This window comes from Agrobacterium tumefaciens (assembly GCF_031801495.1).
Taxonomy (GTDB): Bacteria; Pseudomonadota; Alphaproteobacteria; order Rhizobiales; family Rhizobiaceae; genus Agrobacterium; species Agrobacterium tumefaciens_K.
The window spans coordinates 1,921,802-1,944,899 of sequence record NZ_JAOEGC010000001.1 but is presented as its reverse complement, the minus strand read 5'-3'; the positions used below and the strand labels follow the sequence as shown (position 1 = coordinate 1,944,899).

Here is a 23,098-nt window from a genome sequence, read left to right as displayed (position 1 = left end):
GGAACACGATGCCAAGCAACACCTAAGTGCCTTACCTCAAAGCTTCACCCAAGCACCGTTCTTCTTGCCAGATTCGATGCAGGCGGTGACGAAAGCCACGCCCTTCACGCCATCATCCACGGTTGGATAGATTACCGCCTTGTCCAGTTCCGAGCCATTGCGGCGGGCTTCGATGGCGTGTGCAGCTTCTGTGTAGATGGTTGCGAAAGCTTCAAGATAGCCTTCCGGGTGACCGGAGGGAATGCGGGTGACACGTGCGGCCGCACCGCCTGCCCCGGCACCGCCGCGGGTAATCAACTGCTTCGGCTCGCCGAGCTTCGTGAACCACAGATAGTTCGGATCGGCCTGTGTCCACTCGATACCGGCTTTGGTGCCGTAAACACGTACCTTCAGACCGTTTTCATGGCCGACGGCGACCTGGCTGCACCAAAGGAGCCCCTTGGCAGCTTGCACGCCACCCTTTGCCTTGAAACGCAGCATGACGTGAGCGTTGTCGTCCAGCCTGCGCCCTTCGACGAAGGTGTGCACGTCAGCCGCCAGTTCATCGACCTCAAGGCCGGAAATGAAGCAACCGAGATTATAGGCGTGCGTGCCGATGTCGCCAGTCGAGCCGCCCGCACCCGATTGCGCGGGATCGGTGCGCCAGACGGCCTGTTTCGCGCCGGTCTGTTCCACCGGCTCCGCCAGCCAATCCTGCGGGTACTCCATTTGCACCAGACGGATATCGCCAAGCGCACCGCTTTCCACGAGTTCGCGGGCCTGACGCACCATCGGGTAGCCGGTGTAATTGTGCGTCAGCACGAACAGCGCATCGGCCTTGTCGGCAACTTCTTTCAGCTTTTTTGCATCCTCCAGATTGGAGGTCAGCGGTTTGTCGCAGATGACATGGATGCCGCGTTCCAGAAATGCCTTGGCGGCCGGATAATGCACATGGTTCGGCGTGACGATGGCAACTGCCTCGATGCCATCCTCACGCGCAGCTTCCTTTTCCGCCATTTCCTCGAAGGAGCCGTAGCAACGGTCTTCGTCCAGCCCCAGTTCGAGACCGGACGCCTTCGACTTCTCCGGTGTAGAGGACAGGGCGCCGGCCACCAGCTCGAAGCGGTTATCGAGCCGGGCCGCCATGCGATGCACACCGCCGATAAAGGCGCCCGATCCTCCCCCCACCATGCCAAGGCGAATACGCTTCGCTGCCTTGTCGGTCGTCTTTCCTTCAATAGCCATAATGTCTCCTCGGTATTTTCTCAGCGAATTTCCGGACGGAAAACCGCTTCACACTTTTCCTGGAAATGCTCTCAAAGCCCGAGCATACGGCGGTTGGCAGCGTCATCCGTGCCACCGGATGCAAAGTCGTCGAACGCCTTTTCCGTGACGCGGATGATATGCGCCTTGACGAATTCCGAGCCTTCGGCCGCACCGTCCTCGGGATGCTTGAGCGCGCATTCCCATTCGACGACGGCCCAGCCGTCGAAATCATTCGCGGCCATCTTGGAAAACACAGCGCCGAAATCCACCTGCCCGTCACCCAACGAGCGGAAACGGCCCGCACGATTGACCCAGCCCTGATACCCGCCGTAAACGCCCTGCCGCCCGGTCGGGTTAAACTCCGCATCCTTGACGTGGAACATCTTGATACGGTCTTTGTAAATGTCGATGTTGTCGAGATAATCGAGGCATTGCAACACGTAATGCGACGGATCGTAAAGCATGTTGGCGCGCGGATGGTTCTTCACGCGCTCCAGGAACATCTCGAAGGTCACGCCGTCGTGCAGATCTTCGCCGGGATGGATTTCGTAGCAGACATCGACACCCTGCTCGTCGGCATAGTTGAGGATCGGCGTCCAGCGTTTCGCAAGCTCATCGAAAGCCGTTTCAACCAGACCTGCCGGGCGCTGCGGCCATGGATAGATGAATGGCCAGGCAAGCGCGCCGGAAAATGTCGCGTGCGCCTTGATGCCAAGGTTTTTCGAAGCCTTCAGAGCGAATTTAACCTGCTCGACCGCCCATTCCTGCCGCGCCTTGGGATTGCCGCGCACTTCAGGCGCCGCAAAACCGTCGAATGCTTCGTCATAGGCCGGATGAACGGCAACAAGCTGCCCCTGAAGGTGGGTGGAAAGCTCCGTCACTTCCACGCCGTTGCTGCGGGCGACACCGGCGAACTCGTCGCAATAGTCCTTCGATTCGGCCGCTTTCCTGAGATCGATAAGCTGACCGGCCCATGTTGGCACCTGAACGCCGAGATAGCCTTTATCCGCGGCCCATTTGGTAATTCCGTCCCAAGTATTGAACGGTGCGGCATCGCCCGCGAACTGGCCCAGAAAAATGCCCGGTCCCTTGATCGTCTTCATGAAAAACTCCTCCTGCATCGATACAGTTAAGCGATAAAACCGCTTTGACTCCCAGCACTCAAGCTAACCGCTGATAATTTTCAGGCAACCCCAAATACCACTGGGGCATGACAATTCTTGTGTTCCTCTCACCGCGGAAGCCGCTGTTACAAGGCAAGCCCGCTTGTCCGGTCGAACACATGAACACGCTCGTGGCTGATGCTGGCTGCAAACGGCGTGTTGACGCGCACTAGCTGTTCGCCATCCACCACCGCCGTAACCTGATCTCCGGCCAACTCGAAAATCACATGGGTCTGCGCGCCGGTCGGCTCCACCAGCACGGTGCGACCGGACAGCGAGACATCACCGCCGGTGGTCGAGCCGATATGTTCCGGCCGCAGGCCAATCGTGACGGTCTGGCCGCGTTTGACTTTCCGCTGACTGGAGATCCGGATCGCCGTACCGTCCTTCAGGCGGGCGGCGGGCTGATTATCCTCGCCATCCACCACGCATTCGATGAGGTTCATGGCCGGCGAACCGATGAAGGCGGCGACGAACAGGTTGGCGGGCGTCTTGTAGAGTTCGAGCGGCGTGCCTTGCTGCTCGATACGGCCATGGTTGAGAACGACGACACGATCCGCCAGCGTCATGGCCTCGATCTGGTCATGGGTAACGTAGATGGACGTCGTGCCAACTTTCTGGTGCAATGCCTTGATTTCGCTACGCATCTGCACGCGCAACTTGGCATCTAGATTGGACAGCGGCTCATCGAACAGAAAGACGGCGGGATTGCGCACCACCGCACGGCCCATGGCGACGCGCTGGCGCTGACCGCCCGACAACTGCGAGGGCTTGCGGTCCAGCAGCTTGCCGAGATCGAGCATGCGGGCGGCTTCCGCCACCCGCTGTTCGATGACGTTCTTCGGCTGACCGGCGAGCTTCAGGTTGAAGCCCATGTTTTCGGCAACGGTCATATGCGGATAAAGCGCGTAGGACTGGAATACCATGGCGATGTTGCGCTCACGCGGTGTCATGCCGTTGACGACCGTGCCGCCGATGTGGATTTCGCCATCGGAGATTTCTTCCAGCCCGGCAATCATGCGCAGAAGCGTGGACTTACCGCAGCCGGAAGGCCCGACCAGCGCGATGAATTCACCATCGGCGATATCGAGCGAGATGCCATGGATGACATCCAGCGCGGCGTAGGACTTGCGGATATCCTTGAGTTCGACGGAAGCCATGTTGTGCTCCTTTCAGGTCACGATTTGACGGCGCCGGCCGTCAGACCTGCGATGATGTGTTTCTGGGCAAGGAAGAAGACGATGACGGTCGGCAGGATCGTCAGCGTGATGAAGGCGAGAACGAGCTGCCATTCGGTGCCGAATTCGCCGCGATAGACCATGATGCCGAGCGGCCACGGATATTTGGATTCCGAATTCAGCATGATGAGCGGCAGGATGTAGCTGTTCCAGCTTCCGACGAACGACACGATGCCGACGGTTGCAACGATAGGGCGAGAAAGCGGCAGCGAGATGTGCCAGAAGAATCGCAGGTAACCGCAGCCATCCACGAACGCCGCCTGAAACAGCTCTTCCGGCAGATTGCGGAAATAATTGCGGAACAGAAGGATGCTCATGCCGAGCCCGAAGGCGACCTGCGGCAGCACCACGCCCCAGTAGGTATCGAGCAGACCAAGATCGCGGATGCGGATGAACAGCGGCAGGATGGCGGTCGCCGCAGGGAACATCAGCCCCAGCAGGAAATAATTGAGCAGGAAAGACGAGCCGAAGAACTTCACATGCGCGAAGGTGAAGGCCGCCATGGCCGAGACGGTGAGCGTCAAAAACACTGTCAGTACAGCGATCACCAGCGAGTTGAAGATCTGCAGCCAGTAACGCTTTCCAAGCAGGATATCGCCATAGTTGGCCCATTGCCATTCGGCTGGCACGCCGAACGGATTGACACGCAGGTCGCCGAGCGTCTTGAAACCGCCAAGCGCCGTGGTCAGCAGCGGGATCAGCACGATGGCCGCGATCAGGCTCAGCGAAACGTAAAGGTAAAGCTTCGTCTGAAGCGGCATGCGAACGGAAGTGGATGTATCAGTCATGGCGCATGAAAATCCTTTTGTAACCGAAGGCGAGCGTCACGCAGATGATGAAAAGGACTACGCCGACAGCACTGCCAAGCCCCACCTGCATGCGCATGACGCCGTAGGTGTAGAGGAATGTGACCATGGTTTGCGTGGAGTTGGACGGACCGCCACCCGTCAGCGGCATGATCATGTCAAAGAGCTGCAGCGAGCCGATGACCGCGAAGAAGACGGACAGGCGCACCGTGGAGCCGAGCATCGGCAAGGTGACGTAACGGAATTTCTGCCAGCCGGACGCACCATCGATTTCGGCGGCCTCCAGCACGTTCTTGTCGACGGACTGAAGACCCGCGATGAACAGCATCATGTGGAAGCCGAAATATTTCCACACGATGACGCCGAGCACGGCGTAGATCGCCACATCCTTGTCCGCCAGCACGTAAGGATTGGCGAAACCGAAGAAGTTGGAGATGGCCGCAAACAGGCCGTAATCGCCATCATAAACGAAACGCCAGATGAGGCCCGCAGCCACATCCGCCAAGACATAAGGCAAGAAAAAGACGAGGCGAAAGGCGACCACGCCGGGAATGCGGTGCGCCAGCATCGTGGCCAGCCAGATGGCGAGCGGAATCTGGATCAGCACGGAAATGAGAATGATGAGGCCGTTGTTCAGCAGCGCCTGCGAGAAGGCAGCATTTCCGAACAGAACCTGGAAATTCTTCAGCCCCACAAAGTCCGTGGGCGTACCGTACCCGTTCCAGCGATAGAGGCTGTACCACGCAGCCTCACCCATCGGCAGAATGACGAAAAGGGTGAAAAGCAGAAGCGCCGGTGGCATAAAGACGAGCAGTGTCAGCGCCCTGTCATGGGCCACGGAACTCTGTTTGCGCTTCGTCTTTGCAGCCACACGCACAGGCGTGGTCGCGGAAGTCATGGAAATGTCCGTCATCTTTATCCGCTTTCCTGAATGCAGATATTGAAATTTCTGGCTGAAAGGCGGATGCCGCGACGGTGCGCGGCATCCTACCCGCACAGGAATCAGCGAAGCTCGAAGGCGTCCTGAATCTGCTGTGCGCCTTCTTCGGAGGTCATCTGGCCGGAAACGATCTCGACGGACACGTCATTGACGACACGGCCCACTGCCGCGCCGAGCGTCTGGTCGAAAAAGTTCTGGTGCCATGTGGACCCGGCAAGCTGCCTCGCGGAATCCGCCAGAAGCGGGTTCTTGACCGCACCGTCAGCGCCAGCCGCGACCGGCAGGATCATGCCTGCAGCAGCCATTTTTTCCTCATTTTCCTTGTTCGTCAGGAAGGTAGCGAAATCGATCGCCTCTTTCGATGCGTTTTTCGTCACCGCCCAACCGTTCAGGCCGCCCAGCGTATCGGTAGCCTTGCCTGCGCCACCTTCCACGACGGGGAATGCGAATCGGCCGATATTCTCCGGTACAAGACCCTTGCCATCACCGGCATTCTTGCGCTGGTTGGCTTCCGTGTTGTCGAATCCGAGGATCATCGCCGCCTTGCCATCGCCGAAAACGCCAAGCGACTGAGGCCAGGTGGCCCCGAGATAACCGGGCTGGAACGGCTCGAGCTTGCCAAATTCGGCCAGCTGTTCGCCCGCCTTGATGATGGCGGGGTCCAGGAACCCTTCCCCCTCACCCTTGCTGGCGGCCTCGAAAACCGGCTGTCCGCCGTTTCGCATCACCAGATAGCTCCAGTAGAAATGGATCGGCCACTTTTCGCCGCCACCGCCAGCAATCGGAACGATTCCCGCTTCCTTGATCTTCTTCACGGCGTTGCCGAGATCATCCCACGTCTGGATGTCGTCAGCCTTCACACCCGCCTTGGCGAACAGTTCCTTGTTATAAAAGAAGCTGACGAGGCTGAACTTGTAAGGCACGGCCCAAACCTTGCCATCGAAGGACAGGCCGTCCAGGGCAGCGGAATTGTACGCCTTGCGCAACTTACCGCCATCGGCGTCAAAAACCTCGGTCAGATCCTTCAGAGCGCCGGTTTTCGATTGTTCGTCGAGAACGCCGCCGCCCCAGCTATAGAAGAAATCCGGCACGTCGCTGGATTGAAGCAGCGTCGGCAATTTCGCCTTGAACGCTTCGTTCTCAAGGAACTGAAGCTGAACATCGACGCCGCGGTGCTTCGCCTCATAGTCCTTGGCGATTTCCTCCCAGACCGCCACGGCCTTCGGGTCAAGCTCCACATGCATCCATTTAACGACAGTCGCCGCCGAAACGTTCGCCGCGCCGAGCATCAGGGTTATGCTTGTCGTTGCGGCAAAGGACATCATCCTGCCGCTCAGGCTTGCGCCTGCGTGCCAATAGGTCATATTCGTGATCCTCCCTGGGGACATCCTCACCATTTATTCCCCAATGCGGATTAATTCAACTTAGCCGCCGCCCAATGTCAAGGCGGCTTGCCGATTTTTTACCCAAACGACTTGACACACCCCCTCAGGGCAACGTTATTTAATCCGCATTCCGGCGTAAATTCGCTTTTGAGGCATCCACAGCGCAGCAGGCTCCCATGAAAACCGCAGACCCAGAACTGATGCGCGCGATCAATCGGCTAAGCGTGCTGGACAGCATCCGTCGCCACGGCCCCATCTCCCGCGTGGAAATCAGCGAGAGAACGCAGCTTTCCACCACGACCGTTTCCGCCATCACCGCCTCGCTTCTTGATGACGGCCTGATTCTGACGCGTCATCTCGGTGATATTCGCGCAGAAAGCGCGCGTGGCAGACCGCGCGTCATGCTGGAGCTGAACCCGGACGCGGCCCGTGTCGTGGGCGCGAAGATCGCCGCCAATCGCATGGTTTTCGTCGTGACCGATTTTTGCGGCAACGTGCTTTCCACCCTGTCGCTGCCGATCCGCGTCGACCGCCAGCCGATTGGTGTCATTGCGGATTTGATCGAGGACGGCGTGCGACGCTGCGTGCTCGATGCGGGACTTTCGCTGGAAGACGTCGACATGGTGTGCCTCGGTCTTCCGGGCGTCATAGAACACCGCACCGGCAAGATTCGCAGCAGCCCCATCCTGCGCGAAGTAAACGTCGACTTCGCCGAAGCAATGACGACACGGCTGTCCTCGTCCACCATCATCGAAAGCGATGCCCATGCCATCACGCTCGCGCATCACTGGTTCGGCCATGCGCGTGAACTCGAAGACATGGTGCTGATCTCGCTGGAACAGACGCTTGGTCTTGGCGTGCTGCACCAGAATCAGCTTTTCCGGGGCGCAGGCGGGCTCAGCCACAACCTAGGCGATCTGGTGATCAATCTCGGCAACGAAGGTACGGTCCGACTGGCGAGCCAGGCAGGCGAAAACGCCATTTTGGGCTCACGTCCCGTCGACGGCCGCTTTGCCGAAGCCATTCGGCTCGGTCGCGGCATGCAGCATGCCCACGCGCTGATCGAAGCGGAAGACAACGAACTGATTGCCGCAGCCCGTCGGGCAGGCGCGTCAATCGGCATGACCCTCGCCAATATCGTGACGCTGTTTGCACCACCTCGGGTCATCATTACCGGATCCAGCCTGGAACTTGGCAAACCATTCATCACCAGCATTCGAGACAGCTACAGCGCTGCCGTGCCGCCGTCTCTGGCAGGTGTGGCAGAACTCGTCTTCGACCTTTCAAGCGATGAGCTGTGGGCCCAGGGGGCGGCGGCGGTCGCACTCTACGAGCTTTACGAATCGCCATGGAACACAACGGGGCCAGCGCTCTAGCGGCCACCAGCATTCTGATTTACGGGAGGAAATGATATGAAACGCGTAGGTATCGGCATCATCGGCTGCGGCAACATCTCGAGTGCCTATCTCAAAGCCATGGCGTCGTTCCCCATTCTCGACATTCGCGGCCTTGCCGACATGAATGCCGATGCGGCCAAGGCACGGGCAGAGGAGTTCGGCCTTGAGGCGCGCTCCATGGACGAGCTTTTTGCCGATCCGAACATCGAGATCATCGTCAACCTGACGATCCCGAAAGCCCATGTCGAGGTCGGTCTGCGTGCGCTGGATGCCGGCAAGCACACCTACTCCGAAAAACCGCTCGGCATCAATTTCGCGGAAGGCAAACGTCTAGCAGATGCCGCGAAGGCGAAGGGCCTGCGAATCGGCTCCGCGCCGGATACGTTTCTCGGCGGCGGGCACCAGACGGCACGCAGCCTGATCGACAGCGGTGTTCTCGGCATTCCGGTTGGCGGCACGGCCACCTTCATGTGCCCCGGTCACGAGCGCTGGCACCCCAACCCCGCCTTCTATTATGAAGTCGGTGGCGGACCGATGCTGGACATGGGTCCCTATTACATCACCGATCTCGTCAACCTTCTCGGGCCGGTGGCCAAGGTCGCCGGTTTTGCGGTCGCGCCGCGCAGCGAGCGGCTCATCACCAGCCAGCCGAAAAACGGGGAGAAAATCCCTGTCCATGTCGCAACTCACGTTGCAGGTGTTCTGGCCTTCCAGAACGGCGCGGTCGTGCAGGTCGGCATGAGCTTCGATGTGGCAGGCCACAAGCATGTGCCGCTGGAGATCTACGGCACGGAAGGCACGCTGATCGTGCCTGATCCCAACCATTTCGGCGGCGAATTACAATTGCTGAAAAAAGGCGGGCAATTCGAGCCACAGGAGCTTTCCTCGCCCTATTCGGACGGCAACTACCGTTCCATCGGCGTTGCCGACATGGCCTACGCCATCCGCGAAAATCGCCCGCACCGTGCTGATGGTGCGCTCGCGCTGCATGTTCTGGAGGTCATGGAAGCCTTCCAGACGGCATCCGATACCGGCAGCACCGTATCCATAACCACCACCGTGGAGCGCCCTGCTCCGCTCGAAATCTCGCTGGTCGACGGCCAGCTCGGCAAATAATCCCGAGGAGGAAATAAATGCGTGAAGCACTGATTGTATGGGGCGGATGGAGCGGTCACGAGCCGCAGGAATGCGCCACGATCGTCAAGGACATTCTGGAGGAGGATGGCTTCAAGGTCTATGTGGAGCATAGCACGGAGGCTTTCGCCGATCCGTCCGTGCATGATCTCAGCCTCGTGGTGCCGATCGTCACCATGTCGAAGATCGAGAAGGAAGAGATCAAGAACCTGACGGCCGCTGTTGAAAACGGTGTCGGCATTGCTGGCTTTCACGGCGGCGCAGGAGACAGCTTCCGCGAATGCGTCGAATACCAGTTCATGATCGGTGGACAGTGGGTCGCCCATCCTGGCAACATCATCGACTATCACGTCAACATCACCCGCCCCGACGATCCGCTGATGGAGGGGATTTCCGATTTCCCCTACACCTCAGAGCAGTATTACATGCACGTCGACCCTTCGAACGAGGTGCTGGCTACGACCAAATTCACCGGCGACCATGCCTGGTGGATCGACGGCGTGGTCATGCCGGTCGTCTGGAAGCGCAAATACGGCAAGGGCCGCGTGTTTTATTCGGCGCTCGGCCATCAGGCAAAGGAATTTGCCGTACCCGAAATGAAGACCATGTTCCGCCGCGGCGCCAACTGGGCGGCACGGTAAGATAGGCAGGAGTGGCGGAGGAAGTACGAACACCCCTCCTCCGTCATGCTCTGGCCTGACTGAAAATCAATAGATTTCAGTGGATTATGGATCATCGGGCCAAGGCCCGAGGATGACAAGGGTGGGGCCGCCCCTCAACCTCGAACGATCTCTTCCGCAGCAAGTGCTGCACCGAGAAGAAAATCATCCGCGCCAAACAACCCCGAAAGCAGCAGCCCGACCGGCATGCCCGCGTCGCCGGTTCCGCAAGGGATGGAAACGCCGCACCAGTCAAAGAAATTGCCGATCTGCGTATTGCGCAAGGTTTTGCCGTTGATGGCGAAGAAGGCATCGTCATCCATCAGAAGCGGTTCGACCTTCGGCGCGACATGCGGCAGTGTCGGGGAAACCAGCAGCTCATCCCTGCCGACCATACCGGAAAACGCAGCGATCATCCGTTCGCGGGCATCGGCAATGGCGATGTAATCCGGCATGGAGGTATTTGCGCCAAGTCGCGTTCTGGCAACGACACGCGGGTCCATGCCTTCGGCATCAGCCCCTTCCAGGCGTTCCTTGTGAAGTGCGAAGGCTTCCGCCGTGACCAGCGCGCCTCTTTCCTTGATAAGATCGAACAATTCCGCAAAGATCGGGAATGACTGGCGGCGGATGGACACTCCAGCCCGCGACAGACGTTCAAGTGCGCCTTCGAAAGCCGCTGCCACACCATCCTCGATGCCATCGAAAAATATCGTTTCCGGTACGACGAGCGACAGGCCGGTTAGCGAGGTCGGACGAACCGCATCAGGAGCGGTTTTGCCGCGCATCGCCGCATCCACCCAAACGGCATCCTGTACCGTACGGGTCAAGGGACCGAGCGAATCGAGGCTCTTCGCCAGCGGAAAGACGCCGCGCATGGAATAACGTCCACGGCTTGCCTTGTAGCCAACCGTGCTGTTGAATGCAGCCGGGATGCGCACGGATCCACCCGTATCCGTGCCGATGGCGACCGGCACCAGACCGGCAGCAACGACCGCACCCGCACCGGACGAGGAACCGCCCGGCAGGCGGTGACCATCTTTCGATGCGGGATTGCGGGGCGTTCCATAATGCGGATTGATACCAAGTCCTGAAAAGGCGAATTCGCTCATGTTGGTGCGCCCGACACAAACCATTCCCGCCTGCTTCAACGCGGTCACGACCTCCGCATCGCTGTCAGCAGCGGGAGCCGAAGACAGAACCTTCGAACCCGCCGTCGTCGCCATGCCCTCGAGATCGAAAAGATCTTTCCATGCAACCGGAATACCGTCGAGAACGCCAGCGGAGCGGCCATCCCGAATGCGCTTTGCGGCTGCATCCGCTTCCGCCATGGCTCGCGCCTCGGTCAGGCCGACAAATATCGACTGATCGTCGTTCGAACGGATCGCATCAAATGTCTCCTCGACCAGTGTCCGGGGGTCGAGATTGCCAGATTGAACCAGAACCGAAAGCTGCGAAACGTTTTTGCCGATGTGGCGCATTGTGTATTCCTCGATAAACGACTGCGAGCACACCATGCCGTTTATCGCACGCTTGGCAAGAGCAGTCCTCACTGGCTCACCCTCCGATAACGACCGCCATGATCGCCATCGCCCAGGTCAGGCATGGCGCAGACCGCACCGTCTCCATAAGCGTCGACTGTAAAAAGGCAGACTAATTCTTAATCGCATCTAAACTTTGTTGAATTATTTAGCAGGCGGCATCGGGATACATATTTTATACAATTTTGAAAAAGCATCAGACCACGCGACGGGGGAATATCGCGAATGGATGATACTGCCTATCGGCATAAGGATAGACAGGACAAGCACGGGGAGATACCAGCTTCGGTGAAAAAGCCGAGGACGTCCCGCTTGCGCAGACGACGCTCCCTCGTCAACAAGATAACCTTCATTTTTCTGGCCGGAGTCATCTTTTCCTACAGCGTTGGCGCGCTCGTCGGCTGGTACATGTTCGTGGCCGCTGCTGGTGAACAATGGCTGAGCCAGGCACGCCTGAATTCGCAGATTGCCAGCGCCACGCTGCGAAGCATCTACACCTATGTCAGCGTCAACGCCGACCCGGACGGGCAGGTCAATGGAATTCTGACCAGCCAGCCTATCGGCGACGATGAATCCATTCTCGTCACCGGTTTCGATCCAAGCGACGTACTCGCGCTCATCAGCGCCCAGACCAAAAGACCTTCGTGGCTCTTCCGTTACGAGACAGCAGATTCCAGTTTCCGACAGATCGCCGCAGCATACGACAGCAGCGAGAAAGAACACGACGACAGACTGATCGCAACGTCCGGCTTTTCTGAAAAAGCGGCGAGCGGCGTGTTTTCGGCCGATTTCGCAACGATTGGCGACACCAATCACTATATCGGCCTGCTACCGATCATCAGCAATTCGACGAAACAGCCGATAGGCGCCGTCGCCGTCAGTATCGGCCGCGCGGAAGAACTGTATGGCGCACAGAGAAAACTGATCTACAACTCGTTGATCGCGCTCGGCGTGGTCCTGGTGGTAACGGGAATTCTGGTAGCCTTCATGGCGCGCCGCATTCTCAAGCCGGTGCCAATGCTTGTGCAGGCCACCCTGCGCATCGCCCGCGAAAAAACCGATATGGTGACGCCCTTCCAGCATCGCCGCGATGAAATCGGAGACATGGCCGTCGCCATCGAAACGCTACGCGAAGCGGTGGTCGAACGCGGAAACCTGCGGCAGATACGCGACATGGCGCAACAGATGGAGCATATGGCCCACCATGACGCGCTGACGGGACTACCCAACCGTGCGCTGCTGATGAAGACACTCGACGCCCGTCTGGAGCATCTTCACGAAACCGGCTCACGTTTCAACGTAATGCTGCTTGACCTCGACCGTTTCAAGGCCGTCAACGACACACTCGGACACGCTTCCGGCGATGCCTTGCTGGTTGCGGCGGCATCGCGCATTGCATCGATCCTCGGTCAGAATGATATGGTGAGCCGGCTGGGCGGCGATGAATTCGCGATCATCCAGTCCGTTGTCGAAAATCCCGAGAAGGAAGGACGAGACCTCGCGAAACGCGTCGTGGAGATCGTTTCGCAGAACTTCATCCTCGGCAGCGGCAGCGTCAGCGTCGACACGAGCATAGGCATCGCCTGTGCCCCCGATCATGGCACATCTTCGAGCCAGCTTCTGCAGCACGCCGATCTCGGCCTTTATCGGGCCAAATCGATGGGATGCGGCCTGTTCGTATTCTACGAGCCGGGCATGGACATGGCGACACAGGACAAGCATGCGCTGGAAATCGACATGAAGTCCGCCTTGCAGAACCACGAATTCGAACTTCACTACCAGCCGATCGTCAACCTCAGAACCGGCCGGATTGCCGCCTATGAGGCTCTCGCCCGCTGGAGGCACAATACGCTGGGCGTCATCTCGCCCGAGCGCTTTATCGCACTTGCGGAAGAGAGCAATTTCATCAAGCCGCTGGGCGAATGGGTCATCACACAGGCCTGCGTGGATGCCATGACCTGGCCTGATGATATCCGCCTCGCCGTCAACCTTTCCGCAGTCCAGCTGTCGCATGACGATATCGTCGAGATCGTTGACAGGGCGCTCACGAATTCGGGCCTTGCCGCTGAACGGCTTGAACTGGAAGTGACCGAAACGGCGATGCTGGAAAAAGACAGCGGGACACGGGCGCTGAAACGCCTCAAGGACCGCGGCGTGCGCCTTGCCCTCGATGATTTCGGCACCGGCTATGCGGGCCTCAGCAGCCTGACACATATCGCCTTCGACAAGATCAAGATCGACCGCGAATTCGTTTCCGGCCTGCCCGGCAGCCCCATGTGCTCGGCAATCGTGCGCACCATCACCGACATGGCGGAACAGATCGGCCTCGAAGTGACTGCCGAAGGCGTGGAGAGCATGGAGCAGGTGAAGGCACTGAGGCTTCTGCAATGCGACGAAGCGCAAGGCTATTATTTCGCAGAGCCCGCCCCGCTTGCCGAAATCGTCAAGAACCGGACAACCGACCTCATTCCATACAATAGCCTGCGAACAACCGACCGCTTGCAGGATCAGGACCATCAGCTTTCCACACAAACGATTTGAAAGAACCGTTTTTTCAAAGGCCGTCTTCGAAACGCGCGGCCGTACCGACCCAAAGGAAAATGAAATGCGTTATTTCATGCCTTGCCTTATTACCCTCGCATTCCTTGCACCGATCGATACCTCCCATGCAGCCAACGAGATTGGAACGCTGGAGCAGATCACCAGGTCAGGAAAGATCAGGATCGGTTATCGCGAGGCCGAACCGCCGTTTTCCTATCAATTGCCGAACGGCGATGTCATCGGCTTTTCGACCGATCTTTGCCGCAGCATCGCGGAAGACATTCAGAAGCAGCTCAAGCTCGACAGGCTCGACGTCGAATTCGTGAAGGCCACGCCGGCAACACGGTTCATCCTTGTCAGAAGCGGGCAGATCGATCTGGAATGCGCGGCCACCACCAACAATGCCGAGCGGCGGAAAATCGTTGATTTTTCCTATCCCAGCTTCATGACGGCAACGCAGTTTCTCTCCCGGGCCGCCGACGGTCTGACGAGGATCTCCGATCTGGCCGGCCGCTCCGTTACATCTGCTTCTGGAACGGTCAACATAGAGCAGCTCAACGCAGTCAATCGGCAGCAGGGGCTGAACATTTCCGTCATGCCGACGAAGACCAACGAGGAATCCTTCGAACTGGTGACCTCCGGCCGGGCCTCGGCCTTCGTCATGGACGGCATCCTCCTCGCAGCCCTCGCCGCAACCTCGGAAAACCCCGATCTCTATAGCCTCTCGGAAGACACGCTCAGCGCTCCTGAACCCTATGGCCTGATGTTCCGGCGTGACGACCCTGCCTTCAAGGCGGCCGTAAACGATAGCCTTCGGAAAATATTCACCAGCCAAAGGATCAACGATCTCTATGCAAAGTGGTTCACCTCGCCCATCCCACCGAATGGAATGAACCTCAAGCTGCCTATGACCGGCACCCTCAGACATGCCTATGAAAATCCAAGCGAATACAACGACTGACGGTGGCGGTATCGCTGCCAGTGACTGCCGACGTTAAACCCGATGATGAACATTTCTGTTTGGAGATACGTTATGCGCGGCTCGGTATTGTGGCTTGCTTCGGTCATCTCAGCTATTGCTCCGGCTCTCGCCGCCGCCACCGGCAGCCAGCCGCCGACCCTGGAAACGATCGCCAGAACCGGTATCATACGGATCGGTTACGGTGACAACAACACGCCGTTTTCCTATCTGGGAACGGAGCCCACCCCCATCGGCTACAGCATAGAACTGTGCATGCGGGTCACGGAAGCAATCCGCGAAAAGCTCGGCAGGCCTGACATCAAGGTCGAGTTCGTTGAACGCACGCCCAGCAACCGTATCCCGATGCTCAACAGCGGCGCCATCGATCTCGAATGCGTTTCCAGCACGAACACGGAAGAGCGCCGCAAGGCCGTGTGGTTTTCCTATGATCTGTTTTTAACCGGCACCCGTTATGTCGCGCTGAAATCGAGTGGCCTTACCACTCTCGATGACCTTGCCGGAAGAACCGTTTCGGTGACGACCGGAACGATCAACATCAGCCAGCTGAACGCTCTCAACCGCCGCAAGAACATGAGTATCGCCGTTGTTCAGAGCGACAGCACGAAAGGCGGGTTCGACATGGTGACCGAAGGCCGTGCCTCGGCCTTCATTATGGATGACATTCTTCTGCGATCATTCGTAGCCGAAACAGGCAAACCTGAAGACTATTCAATCTCCAGCGATTATCTGGCGCCGCCCCAGCCCTACGGCCTGATGATGCGGCACGGCGATCTGGAATTCAAGGAAACGGTCAACGGTGCTCTGGCGAAGATTTATGCCAGCGGCGAGATCGAGAAGATCTACGATAAATGGTTCAACGCCCCGATACCGCCGCATGGCATGAACCTGCGCCGTCCCCTGCCCGAAGATCTTGCACAGGCGTTCCGCAATCCGGTCGACAGCACCCAATAAAAACCGCCGCCAGTCGTCGGACCGGCGGCGGTAATCAGGTCAACGGCAGCCAGCCTCAGGCAGCGCGCAGATTGGTTCCGAGTGGGATCTCGACATCGATCTCCAGAACGGAGACATGCTCGTCGCGATCCATTCGCACCTGCACCTTGTCGTTGTCGATCTGTACATGCTTGGAAATGACCGCCAGAATTTCCTCTCTGAGAACAGCGACCAGATCCGAGCCAGACGAGGCACGTTCATGGGCAAGCAAGACCTGCAGTCGCTCGCGTGCGAGCGGCGCAGACTTCGGCTTGCGGAAAAGACTGAAGATGCTCATGCAGCCCTCCTTGCGAAGATCTTGGAGAAGATACCCCGCTTCTCGCCCGGCACGACCACCGGGATGTCTTCGCCGGAAAGACGACGCGCCGCGTCGAAGTACGCCATCGCAGGAGCGCAACGTGCATCTGCGAGTGTGACCGGCGAACCGACGTTAGACGCCCGCAGCACATCGGAGCTTTCCGGAATGATGCCGAGCAACGGGATGGAAAGAATTTCGAGAACGTCATCGACCTTGAGCATGTCGCCACGCTCGGCGCGGGCCGGATCATAACGAGTCAGCAGCAGATGCTTTTCCATCCGCTCGCCGCGTTCGGCCTTCACGGTCTTGGAATCGAGAAGGCCGATGATGCGGTCGCTATCGCGCACCGATGACACTTCAGGGTTGGTGACGACGACGGCAACGTCGGCATGGCGCATGGCAAGCGTCGCGCCGCGCTCGATACCCGCCGGGCTGTCGCAGATCACCCAGTCGAAATGCTTGCGCAGTTCGTTGATGACCCACTCGACACCTTCCGGCGTCAGATTGTCCTTGTCGCGGGTCTGCGATGCGGGCAGCAGGAACAGCGTGTCGAGGCGCTTGTCACGGATCAGCGCCTGGGTCAGCTTCGCATCGCCCTGAATGACGTTGACGAGATCGTAGACAACGCGGCGTTCCGCACCCATGACCAGATCGAGGTTACGCAGACCGACATCGAAATCCACGACGACAACTTTCTGCTTGTTCTGCGCCAGAGCAGCGCCCAGCGCAGCGGTCGAGGTGGTCTTGCCGACCCCGCCCTTTCCGGAAGTTACAACGACTACCTTCCCCATATTGCTCTCCTGTTCCTGTCCTGTTTTCTGGCCATTTTGGCTCAATTTAGTTTCTCTGCTTTGATCGTATCGTTTTCCAGCCACAGCTGGACCGGCTGTCCGCGCAGCTTGTCGTCTATGTCTTCGGCCACCTTGTAGACGCCATCGATCGCCAGCAGTTCCGCCTCCAGCTTGCGGCAGAAAATGCGCGCGGAAACATTGCCGAGCGAGCCTGCCATCGCCCGTCCGCGCAGCGCGCCATAGACGTGTATGGAACCGCCCGCGATGATTTCAGCGCCTGACGCTACAGAACCGATGACGGTCACGTCACCTTCCGGGAACATGATCGACTGCCCGGAGCGCACCGGCTCATTGATGACAAGTGATTGCACCACGGCGCGAATCTCACCGGACGGGCGCGGCTTTGCATCTTCCGCCTCGATGGGAGCGGCTGCAACAGGTTCCACCTCAACGTCGGAGGCAGGCTTGCCGCCCTTCAGCGCCGGCGGCATGCCGGGCTCGATCATCGACGGACGCACGCCCTCTATGCCCATGATACCGACATTGCGTTCGGTAAGTGCAGCCAGCAGCGCCTTCAGACCCGCCTTGTCCACGGCCAGATCCGCGACATCCAGAACAACCGGACGCGCCAGAAAGAAACCGGCGGAACGCGCCGCCAGATCATCCAGCCGTTCCAGCCATTGATCCACGGGCGCTTCGGGAGAAAGGACAACCGCCAGAAAGGAGCGGCCTTTGATACGGATCGAACGCTGGTCTGTTAGCACTTTGGTCATCTTGGTAAACAAATCGTTGACATCAGGTAACTCTAATATGGTTAACAAAAGGTTAACGCGGCGTGGAAAACGGCATCCGCATTAAGAAATGCCATCGCCTGAAAAGCTAAGAAACAGAATCAGGAAACAGCCGCTTTCCATTGATTTAAATTCCGTATTCACTCTTCACGCCACACGATGAGATCGGATCATTGCCACGTCTGCGGCCATCATGCCGCCACTACCCGACCTTCGGCCGGATATGGTCTGTCCGAGTCAGGGATAGCATCAATCGTCCGATTCTGGGACGGAAAGCTTGCGCCAGCCTTGGGTCAAATATTGCCAATGAGAGACTGTCCTTGACGAAGGGATTGACGAAAACCGATTCCGTCCCTCACGGCGATGGGGTAGAGACGTAGAGAACCCGCCATTTTTCAGGAATCTCAGATGCACAGCAAAGTTCCGCCCGCCGAAGTGACCTTCTCGCGTGAATACTCAGCCTTTTTGTTCGACATGGATGGCACGCTGGTCAACTCGATTGCCGTGGTCGAGCGCGTCTGGCGCGAATGGGCGGTTGATAACGGCATCGAACCGGAGGCCTTCCTGCAGCGCATCCACGGGATGCGGGCGCTGGAAGTCGTGAAGCGCGAAGCCGTTCCCGGCCTCGACGTCGATGAGCAGGCGGACATGCTTCTGCAAAGGGAAATGGACGATGTGAACGGGATCGTTCAGATACCGGGTGCCGCAGCTTTCCTCGGAAAACTCCCGGCCGGGAAATGGGCAATCGTCACCTCCGCGGCACGGGCGCTGGCGGAAAGGCGGCTAGCTGCAGCTGGCCTGACCCCGCCCGATGTCATGATCTGCGCCGAGGATGTCGTGAACGGAAAGCCTGATCCGGAAGGTTACAGGAAAGCAGCCGAAAAGCTCGGCGTTTCGCCGGAGAGCTGCGTCGTGTTCGAGGACGCACCTGCAGGTATCCAGGCGGGCGAATGCATGGGCGCGACCGTCGTGGTCATCAATGCCACACATTCCCACCCGCTCGATACCGCGCATCTTTCGATTGGCGGCTATGGCGAACTGGATTTAGCAACTGGCATCACTGGTACCCTGAGGCTTCTACCTGCGCCAAAATGAAAACATCGTTCGAGGGAGCCCCCAACGACTCAACTGGCCCGAACACGGCCAAGCCACCTGACCAATTTTTTTCAGATCGGCACGGCGCAGAATGCCAAAAACCATCAAGAAACTGAACAATATCATTATATATCATAGATTTAAACAATCAGTCACTTTCGGCCGCATGCGGATTGACTTTGAGGCCATCCCGTATCACTAATTGAATTGGTAAGACAATCTTACCGCTTGCGCGAAGGGGGGAGACTTTCGCGCCGGGAGGAAATCATGTTTGTGGCACTGGAGCCGCGCCGTCTTTACAGGCTGGTCGCGGAGCAAATTCGCTTGCTCATAGAAACCGGAGAACTGGTCGACGGCCAGCGCCTGCCGGCAGAACGCGATCTCGCCGAACGCTTCGGCGTGTCGCGTCCGACAGTACGTGAAGCACTGATCGTGCTGGAGGTGGAAGGTCATATCCATATCCGAATGGGATCCGGCGTTTATGTGAACGCCGCCGGAAAGCCGGAAAAGGCGATACGGCCGATCCCGGATGCGCATGGACCATTCGAAATCCTCCAGGCGCGCTGCATCATCGAGAGCGCCATTGCCGAAGAGGCTGCACGGCTCGCCACTCCCGATTCCATCGTAAAACTCGACGACATCATTGAGCGCATGGCCGCCGCCCTCGACAATTCGCCTCAGGCGCTCAATCTCGACCGCGCCTTCCATACTGCCATCGCCGACATCATCGGCAACTCGGCCCTCAACCGCTTTACCGGGCTGATCTACGACGAGCGCAGCCTTTCTCCATATTTCGAAAAGCTCGCCAGCTATTTCGAGGGTCCGCATACATGGAGCCTTGCGGTATCAGAACACCGCATCATCCGCGATGCGATCGCTGCCAACGATCCCGCAACCGCACGCGAGGCAATGCGGCAGCACCTGACGCTATCGCAGAAGAGATTTTCCGAAAGTTTCGGGGAGGAAACGATCGGGGAGGAATAACCGCCGCCAGCCGGCGGCGGGAAAACGCAACACATCTGGATTTAATTGGGGAGGAGTTAAGAATGAAAATCAGATTGTCTACTTTGATGGGTGCTACGGCAGCGGTTCTGCTATCGGCTTTGGCGGCACAGGCGCAGACCGTGCTGAAATGGGCCCATGTTTACGAAACATCGGAACCGTTCCATACGGATTCGGTATGGGCGGCGGAAGAAATCGCCAAGCGCACCGAGGGTCGCTACAAGATCGATGTGTTCCCCGCTTCGCAGCTCGGCAAGGAAGCGGATATCAATCAGGGTCTGAAGCTCGGCACGGTCGATATCATCATTTCAGGGTCGAGCTTTGCGGCGCGCGATCACAAGCCGATCGGCGTCACCTACTTCCCCTACATCTTCCGCGATCCGAGCCATCTGATCGCCTACACGAAGAGCGATGTCTTCAAGAAGCTCGCCAAAGGCTACGAAGACAAGACCGGCAACCATATCGTCGCCGTCAGCTACTACGGCACGCGCCACACGACCTCGAACAAGCCGATTGCAAAATGCGGTGACATGAACGGGCTGAAAATGCGCGTTCCCGATGTTCCAGCCTATCTGGCCATGCCGCGCGCCTGCGGTGCGAACACCACTCCGATCGCCTTTGCCGAAGTCTATCTCGCACTCCAGAACGGCACCGTCGAGGCACAGGAAAACCCGCTGACGACCATCGAGGCGAAGAAGTTCTACGAAGTGCAGAAGAACATCGTTCTGACGGGCCATATCGTCGACCACCTCAACACGCTGGTCTCCAAGACCCGCTGGGCAAGCCTTTCGGACGAAGACAAAAAAATCTTCACCGACGTGATGCAGGAGGCTGCGGCCCGCACGACGAAAACCATCGAGGCACGCGAAAAGGCGCTGGTCGATGAATTCAAGTCGAAGGGCATCACCGTTGCGGAAGTCGACAAGGCCGACTTCGAAAAGAATGTCATCGACAAGGTGAAGCTCGAGGACTTCGGATACGACAAGGCCGACTGGGACGCCATTCGCGCCATCCAGTGATCCACGAGCGCATCCCGGCCCTCACCCGGCCGGGGTGCAGCCCACCACAATACTCGGACTGGAGTCCCGTCAATGACTGACCATCAACACGCCCCCATCAGCGTGGAAGAAATGGCGCATGCCTTCGAGGAGGAGGTCGGCCCCGTCGATCTGTCTCCCTATGCGTTCGAGGACTGGCTGACCCTTGCCGTTTTCTGGGGCATGGGCCTGTGCGTCTTCCTGCAATTCTTTACGCGGTACGTCCTCAACGACAGCTTCGCCTGGACGGAGGAAATAGCCGCCAACTGCCTTGTCGTCGTGGTCTTTCTCGGTTCGGTCATGTGCACGCGCATGTTTCGCCACATTCATGTCGATCTTATCTACCGTTTCCTGCCCAAACCCGTCGGGCGTGCGCTGGAACTGATCGTCGACCTCATCACCATCGGCTTTTTCGCCTACATCACCTGGCTGATGTGGCGCTACCTCGAAATCGTCGGCGACGAGCGCATGGTCACTGTCGACCTGCCACGCGGCATCGTCTTTTACACCGTATTCGCCGCCTTTGCGCTGATGTTCCTGCGTGCCCTGCACAACTTCGTCAAGGACATCACCGGCAAACAGACCATCCGCGAGAAGGCTCAGGAAGCCGTCAGCACACAGGGAATCTAGACCATGCTTCTGCTTATCGGCTCCTTTCTTCTGCTGCTCATCATCGGCACGCCGGTCGCCGTATCCATGGCCGTCTCCTCGCTAGCCTATCTCATCATCTACGGCGTCGCCCCTGACATCATTGCCGCCCAGCGCATGATCGCGGGCGTGGAGAGCTTTCCGCTCATCGCCGTGCCTTTCTTCATTCTGGCCGGAAACCTGATGAACATCGCTGGAGTGACTGGACGCATCTACCGCTTTGCGCTGTCGCTGGTGGGCTGGATGAAGGGCGGTCTTGCGCAGGTCAACATCATCGGATCGGTGGTCTTCTCTGGCATGTCCGGCACGGCCCTCGCCGATGCTGCCGGTATCGGCACGATCGAAATCAAGGCGATGAAGGATCACGGCTATCCCGTCGAAGCCGCCGTTGGCGTCACCGCAGCCTCCGCAACGCTCGGTCCGATTTTCCCACCGTCCCTGCCCTTTGTCATCTACGGCATGATGGCAAACGCCTCGATCGGCGCGCTGTTCATGGCGGGCATCATTCCGGGCGTCGTCATGACCGTGCTGATGATGCTGACGGTCTATATCTTCGCAAAGCGCAAGGGCTGGGGTTCAGATACCCCCTTCGAACTGAAGCAGCTTCTTTCGGCATCCATGGAAGTGGTGATCGTCCTTTCGTTCCCGGTGGCGGTCTACCTGCTGATCCTCGCCGGACTTTCGGTTAACGTTGCAGTTCTCATCGGCCTTGCAGTTCTCGTCGCGCTGGACTGGTATTACGACTTCTCCGCGGTGATGGCGCTGATGACGCCGGTGCTTCTGATCGGCGGCATGACGATGGGCTGGTTCACACCCACGGAAGCGGCTGTCGCGGCCGTGCTCTGGTCGTTGTTCCTCGGCCTCGTGCGCTACCGCACCATGACGTTCAGAACGCTGTCCAAGGCCACGTTCGATACCATCGAAACCACGGCATCGGTCCTGTTCATCGTCACGGCCGCATCGATCTTCGCATGGCTCCTGACGGTCAGCCAGGCGGCGCAGCTGTTCTCCGACTTCATGTTCTCGATGACGAGCAACTGGTGGACCTTCCTCATCATCGTCAACATCCTGCTACTCATCGTCGGCGCCTTCCTCGACACTATCGCGGCGATCAGCATCTTGGTGCCGATCCTGATGCCGGTGGCGGCCCGTTACGGCATAGATCCCGTCCATCTCGGCCTGATCGTGACGCTGAACCTGATGATTGGCCTGCTGACCCCGCCGGTCGGCATGGTGCTGTTCGTTCTCTCCCGCATCTCGAAAATGTCGGTGGAGCGGACGACGATGGCGATCCTACCCTGGATGATCCCGCTTTTCGCGGCGCTGGCGCTGATCACCTTCATCCCGTCGATCACGCTCTGGCTGCCGACCCAGCTTGGCCTCATCCGTTAACGACAAAGGGCGCGGCGTCAGCCGCG

Annotated in this window: 21 protein-coding genes; 11 read left to right on the top strand and 10 right to left on the bottom strand. The window is 58.6% G+C overall.

The genetic code is table 11. From position 1 onward, the window contains the following. Positions 1–36 precede the first annotated feature (36 nt). The 6 genes from N7578_RS08980 to N7578_RS08955 form a co-directional block, all read right to left on the bottom strand. A complete protein-coding gene (locus N7578_RS08980; protein WP_311109927.1) occupies positions 37–1,224 on the bottom strand; it encodes a Gfo/Idh/MocA family oxidoreductase in 1,188 nt (395 codons plus the stop codon). Positions 1,225–1,295: 71 nt separating this feature from the next. Next, complete coding sequence (locus N7578_RS08975; protein WP_311109926.1) at positions 1,296–2,348, bottom strand: sugar phosphate isomerase/epimerase; 1,053 nt, start codon at positions 2,346–2,348, stop codon at positions 1,296–1,298. A 146-nt stretch (positions 2,349–2,494) separates the two neighbouring features. Then, positions 2,495–3,568 carry a sn-glycerol-3-phosphate ABC transporter ATP-binding protein UgpC gene (locus N7578_RS08970; RefSeq protein WP_311109925.1) on the bottom strand — a complete coding sequence of 358 codons (1,074 nt, stop codon included), beginning with the start codon at positions 3,566–3,568 and terminating at the stop codon, positions 2,495–2,497. A gap of 17 nt (positions 3,569–3,585) precedes the next feature. Next, positions 3,586–4,434, bottom strand: coding sequence for a carbohydrate ABC transporter permease (locus N7578_RS08965; RefSeq protein ID WP_311109924.1), 849 nt, complete (start codon positions 4,432–4,434; stop codon positions 3,586–3,588). Next, positions 4,427–5,365 carry a sugar ABC transporter permease gene (locus tag N7578_RS08960; protein ID WP_311109923.1) on the bottom strand — a complete coding sequence of 313 codons (939 nt, stop codon included), beginning with the start codon at positions 5,363–5,365 and terminating at the stop codon, positions 4,427–4,429. Before N7578_RS08960 ends, N7578_RS08965 begins: the two co-directional genes overlap by 8 nt. An 89-nt stretch (positions 5,366–5,454) precedes the next feature. After that, a complete protein-coding gene (locus N7578_RS08955; RefSeq protein WP_311109922.1) occupies positions 5,455–6,756 on the bottom strand; it encodes an extracellular solute-binding protein in 1,302 nt (433 codons plus the stop codon). 197 nt (positions 6,757–6,953) lie between these two features. On the opposite strand from N7578_RS08955, the gene N7578_RS08950 reads away from it, so the two are divergent. The 3 genes from N7578_RS08950 to N7578_RS08940 are packed head-to-tail and all read left to right on the top strand — an operon-like array spanning position 6,954 to position 9,949. Then, positions 6,954–8,153, top strand: coding sequence for an ROK family transcriptional regulator (locus N7578_RS08950; protein WP_311109921.1), 1,200 nt, complete (start codon positions 6,954–6,956; stop codon positions 8,151–8,153). A 36-nt stretch (positions 8,154–8,189) separates the two neighbouring features. Then, the gene (locus N7578_RS08945; RefSeq protein ID WP_311109920.1) at positions 8,190–9,290 is read left to right on the top strand and encodes a Gfo/Idh/MocA family oxidoreductase; all 1,101 of its coding nucleotides are present in this window, start codon (positions 8,190–8,192) and stop codon (positions 9,288–9,290) included. A 17-nt stretch (positions 9,291–9,307) separates the two neighbouring features. Next, positions 9,308–9,949, top strand: coding sequence for a ThuA domain-containing protein (locus N7578_RS08940; RefSeq protein ID WP_311109919.1), 642 nt, complete (start codon positions 9,308–9,310; stop codon positions 9,947–9,949). Between the two features lie 134 nt (positions 9,950–10,083). Here N7578_RS08940 and N7578_RS08935 read toward each other — a convergent pair whose 3' ends face one another. Further along, positions 10,084–11,445 (bottom strand): amidase, encoded by a 1,362-nt coding sequence (locus N7578_RS08935; RefSeq protein WP_311110095.1) that lies wholly within the window; start codon positions 11,443–11,445, stop codon positions 10,084–10,086. A gap of 285 nt (positions 11,446–11,730) precedes the next feature. Here N7578_RS08935 and N7578_RS08930 point away from each other — a divergent pair, with 285 nt between their 5' ends. The 3 genes from N7578_RS08930 (at position 11,731) to N7578_RS08920 (ending at position 15,979) form a co-directional block, all read left to right on the top strand. Then, entirely contained in the window at positions 11,731–14,046 is a 2,316-nt protein-coding gene (locus N7578_RS08930) for an EAL domain-containing protein (RefSeq protein ID WP_311109918.1), read from the top strand. Between the two features lie 76 nt (positions 14,047–14,122). Then, a complete protein-coding gene (locus N7578_RS08925; RefSeq protein WP_422646693.1) occupies positions 14,123–15,007 on the top strand; it encodes an amino acid ABC transporter substrate-binding protein in 885 nt (294 codons plus the stop codon). A gap of 72 nt (positions 15,008–15,079) precedes the next feature. Next, entirely contained in the window at positions 15,080–15,979 is a 900-nt protein-coding gene (locus N7578_RS08920) for an amino acid ABC transporter substrate-binding protein (protein ID WP_311109916.1), read from the top strand. 55 nt (positions 15,980–16,034) lie between these two features. On the opposite strand, the gene minE is transcribed toward N7578_RS08920, so the two are convergent. Genes minE through minC form a run of 3 tightly spaced genes read right to left on the bottom strand, consistent with a single transcriptional unit; the run spans position 16,035 to position 17,880 of the window. Further along, positions 16,035–16,295: a cell division topological specificity factor MinE gene (minE, locus tag N7578_RS08915; RefSeq protein ID WP_311109915.1), complete on the bottom strand. Its 261-nt coding sequence runs from the start codon at positions 16,293–16,295 to the stop codon at positions 16,035–16,037. After that, entirely contained in the window at positions 16,292–17,107 is an 816-nt protein-coding gene (gene minD / locus N7578_RS08910) for a septum site-determining protein MinD (RefSeq protein WP_311109914.1), read from the bottom strand. Before minD ends, minE begins: the two co-directional genes overlap by 4 nt. A 41-nt stretch (positions 17,108–17,148) precedes the next feature. Continuing rightward, on the bottom strand, positions 17,149–17,880 hold the full coding sequence (gene minC / locus N7578_RS08905; RefSeq protein ID WP_311109913.1) for a septum site-determining protein MinC: 732 nt from the start codon (positions 17,878–17,880) through the stop codon (positions 17,149–17,151). Positions 17,881–18,306: 426 nt separating this feature from the next. Here minC and N7578_RS08900 point away from each other — a divergent pair, with 426 nt between their 5' ends. From N7578_RS08900 to N7578_RS08880, 5 genes are all read left to right on the top strand, one after another. Then, positions 18,307–18,993 (top strand): HAD family hydrolase, encoded by a 687-nt coding sequence (locus N7578_RS08900; RefSeq protein ID WP_311109912.1) that lies wholly within the window; start codon positions 18,307–18,309, stop codon positions 18,991–18,993. 267 nt (positions 18,994–19,260) lie between these two features. Continuing rightward, the gene (locus N7578_RS08895; protein ID WP_311109911.1) at positions 19,261–19,977 is read left to right on the top strand and encodes a FadR/GntR family transcriptional regulator; all 717 of its coding nucleotides are present in this window, start codon (positions 19,261–19,263) and stop codon (positions 19,975–19,977) included. A 62-nt stretch (positions 19,978–20,039) separates the two neighbouring features. Further along, the gene (locus tag N7578_RS08890) at positions 20,040–21,014 is read left to right on the top strand and encodes a sialic acid TRAP transporter substrate-binding protein SiaP (RefSeq protein WP_311109910.1); all 975 of its coding nucleotides are present in this window, start codon (positions 20,040–20,042) and stop codon (positions 21,012–21,014) included. A gap of 72 nt (positions 21,015–21,086) precedes the next feature. Then, positions 21,087–21,662: a TRAP transporter small permease gene (locus N7578_RS08885; protein WP_311109909.1), complete on the top strand. Its 576-nt coding sequence runs from the start codon at positions 21,087–21,089 to the stop codon at positions 21,660–21,662. Positions 21,663–21,665: 3 nt separating this feature from the next. Further along, positions 21,666–23,072 (top strand): TRAP transporter large permease, encoded by a 1,407-nt coding sequence (locus N7578_RS08880; RefSeq protein ID WP_311109908.1) that lies wholly within the window; start codon positions 21,666–21,668, stop codon positions 23,070–23,072. The last annotated feature ends 26 nt before the right edge of the window (positions 23,073–23,098 follow it).

Excerpts from the sequence above, each read along its gene's own strand:
- N7578_RS08980 (WP_311109927.1), bottom strand. The coding sequence starts at position 1,224 with ATGGCTATTGAAGGAAAGACGACCGACAAGGCAGCGAAGCGTATTCGC.
- N7578_RS08975 (WP_311109926.1), bottom strand. The coding sequence starts at position 2,348 with ATGAAGACGATCAAGGGACCGGGCATTTTTCTGGGCCAGTTCGCGGGC.
- N7578_RS08970 (WP_311109925.1), bottom strand. The coding sequence starts at position 3,568 with ATGGCTTCCGTCGAACTCAAGGATATCCGCAAGTCCTACGCCGCGCTG.
- N7578_RS08965 (WP_311109924.1), bottom strand. The coding sequence starts at position 4,434 with ATGACTGATACATCCACTTCCGTTCGCATGCCGCTTCAGACGAAGCTT.
- N7578_RS08960 (WP_311109923.1), bottom strand. The coding sequence starts at position 5,365 with ATGACGGACATTTCCATGACTTCCGCGACCACGCCTGTGCGTGTGGCT.
- N7578_RS08955 (WP_311109922.1), bottom strand. The coding sequence starts at position 6,756 with ATGACCTATTGGCACGCAGGCGCAAGCCTGAGCGGCAGGATGATGTCC.
- N7578_RS08950 (WP_311109921.1), top strand. The coding sequence starts at position 6,954 with ATGAAAACCGCAGACCCAGAACTGATGCGCGCGATCAATCGGCTAAGC.
- N7578_RS08945 (WP_311109920.1), top strand. The coding sequence starts at position 8,190 with ATGAAACGCGTAGGTATCGGCATCATCGGCTGCGGCAACATCTCGAGT.
- N7578_RS08940 (WP_311109919.1), top strand. The coding sequence starts at position 9,308 with ATGCGTGAAGCACTGATTGTATGGGGCGGATGGAGCGGTCACGAGCCG.
- N7578_RS08935 (WP_311110095.1), bottom strand. The coding sequence starts at position 11,445 with ATGCGCCACATCGGCAAAAACGTTTCGCAGCTTTCGGTTCTGGTTCAA.
- N7578_RS08930 (WP_311109918.1), top strand. The coding sequence starts at position 11,731 with ATGGATGATACTGCCTATCGGCATAAGGATAGACAGGACAAGCACGGG.
- N7578_RS08925 (WP_422646693.1), top strand. The coding sequence starts at position 14,123 with ATGCCTTGCCTTATTACCCTCGCATTCCTTGCACCGATCGATACCTCC.
- N7578_RS08920 (WP_311109916.1), top strand. The coding sequence starts at position 15,080 with ATGCGCGGCTCGGTATTGTGGCTTGCTTCGGTCATCTCAGCTATTGCT.
- minE (WP_311109915.1), bottom strand. The coding sequence starts at position 16,295 with ATGAGCATCTTCAGTCTTTTCCGCAAGCCGAAGTCTGCGCCGCTCGCA.
- minD (WP_311109914.1), bottom strand. The coding sequence starts at position 17,107 with ATGGGGAAGGTAGTCGTTGTAACTTCCGGAAAGGGCGGGGTCGGCAAG.
- minC (WP_311109913.1), bottom strand. The coding sequence starts at position 17,880 with ATGACCAAAGTGCTAACAGACCAGCGTTCGATCCGTATCAAAGGCCGC.
- N7578_RS08900 (WP_311109912.1), top strand. The coding sequence starts at position 18,307 with ATGCACAGCAAAGTTCCGCCCGCCGAAGTGACCTTCTCGCGTGAATAC.
- N7578_RS08895 (WP_311109911.1), top strand. The coding sequence starts at position 19,261 with ATGTTTGTGGCACTGGAGCCGCGCCGTCTTTACAGGCTGGTCGCGGAG.
- N7578_RS08890 (WP_311109910.1), top strand. The coding sequence starts at position 20,040 with ATGAAAATCAGATTGTCTACTTTGATGGGTGCTACGGCAGCGGTTCTG.
- N7578_RS08885 (WP_311109909.1), top strand. The coding sequence starts at position 21,087 with ATGACTGACCATCAACACGCCCCCATCAGCGTGGAAGAAATGGCGCAT.
- N7578_RS08880 (WP_311109908.1), top strand. The coding sequence starts at position 21,666 with ATGCTTCTGCTTATCGGCTCCTTTCTTCTGCTGCTCATCATCGGCACG.